The organism is Nonomuraea rhizosphaerae (assembly GCF_019396405.1).
Taxonomy (GTDB): Bacteria; Actinomycetota; Actinomycetes; order Streptosporangiales; family Streptosporangiaceae; genus Nonomuraea; species Nonomuraea rhizosphaerae.
Genome location: NZ_JAHKRL010000127.1, coordinates 1 through 911, shown reverse-complemented (window position 1 = coordinate 911; position 911 = coordinate 1). Strand labels below are relative to the sequence as shown.

Genomic DNA, 911 nt, shown 5'->3' with positions numbered 1-911 from the left:
GGTGAACTCGGCGGTGAACTCCCCGGTGAACTCGCTCACCGCGAGGGCCCCCGGGACGCGGGGACCCTCGCGGGGCGGCTCAGCCGAGACCGTTGGAGGTCAGCCATTCCTTGGCCACCGTGGCGGGCTCGTCCTTGTTGACCGCGATCTTCTGCATCATGTCGAGCAGCGACTGCGTCGAGAGCTTGCCCGAGATGGAGTTGAGCGTGGTCCTGATCGTGTCGTTCATGGCCGCCTTGTTGACCAGCGGGGTCACGTTCTGGGCGGCGAACAGGTTCTTGTTGTCCTGGAGGGACACCAGGTTGTTGGCGGTGATCTTCGGGTCGGTGCTGAAGACGTTGCCGACCTGGACCGTGTTGTCCTTGATGGCGTCGGCGGTGGTGGCGCCGGTGGCCTTCCAGTCCTTGAACTCGATGCCGTAGACCGACTTCAGCTCGGCCTCCCAGCGCTTCTTGAACTCGGCCGGAGCGCCGATGACCATGGTCTTGGAGACCTTGGCCAGGTCCTCCATGGTGTTCAGCGACTGCTTGGACTGCGTGTCCTTGGAGATCGTCAGCGTGTCCTTGTCCTCGGCGGGCGAGGCGTCCAGGACCTCCAGCTCGGCCGGCAGCTTCTCCTTGAGCCCGGCGTTGACCTCGTCGGTGGTCTTGGCCGTGGTGGACTTGTCGACGAAGGCCAGCAGGTTGCCGTTGTACTCGGGCACGATGGTCAGCCCGCCGCTCTTGACCTGGTCGACGATGACCTCGCGGGTGCCGATGCTGGGCTTCTCCTCGACCTTCACGCCCTTGGCCTCCAGGGCCTGGGCGTAGATGGAGGCGAGCAGCACGTTCTCGTCGAAGTTGGCCGAGCCGATGATCACCGTGCCGCCGCCGGCGGCGGACGCCGAGCCGCTGGGCGCGGCGCTCGGGGTG

Annotated in this window: 1 protein-coding gene; it reads right to left on the bottom strand. The window is 66.1% G+C overall.

The window, feature by feature from the left end:
- Window positions 1–79: 79 nt before the first annotated feature.
- Window positions 80–911: ABC transporter substrate-binding protein (locus KME77_RS06235; protein WP_219462834.1), on the bottom strand; the 832-nt coding region annotated here is incomplete at its 5' end.